General features: G+C 59.7%; 1 rRNA gene. It reads right to left on the reverse strand.

The features are described from left to right. Positions 1-340: 340 nt before the first annotated feature. Positions 341-429, reverse strand: a 16S ribosomal RNA gene (locus IF04_RS0135310); the annotation flags it as partial.

Below are 429 nucleotides of genomic sequence, written 5' to 3' on the forward strand. Positions count from 1 at the left end.
TGCCAAGGCATCCACCGTGCGCCCTTAAAAACTTGGCCACAGATGCTCGCGTCCACTGTGCAGTTCTCAAGCAACGACCAGCCACCCGTCACACACCACTACTGTGGCGCTTCACCGGGGCCGGCGTTTGAAGGAACAGCCTTACGGCCGTGCCCTCAGACACCCAACAGCGTGCCCGACACATCCCACCGGCGACTGCGTTCCACGCTCCGAAGAGCAGTACTAGCGGCCACAGGCCGAAGGTGCCGAGTAGTCAACGTTCCACCCATGAGCTAACCACCGTCGAACATTCGCCGACGTAGTGGCTCTGGATCTCTTGCGAGATCTAGATGCTCCTTAGAAAGGAGGTGATCCAGCCGCACCTTCCGGTACGGCTACCTTGTTACGACTTCGTCCCAATCGCCAGTCCCACCTTCGACGATTCCCTCC

This window comes from Streptomyces violens (assembly GCF_000717745.1).
Classification (GTDB): Bacteria; Actinomycetota; Actinomycetes; order Streptomycetales; family Streptomycetaceae; genus Streptomyces; species Streptomyces violens.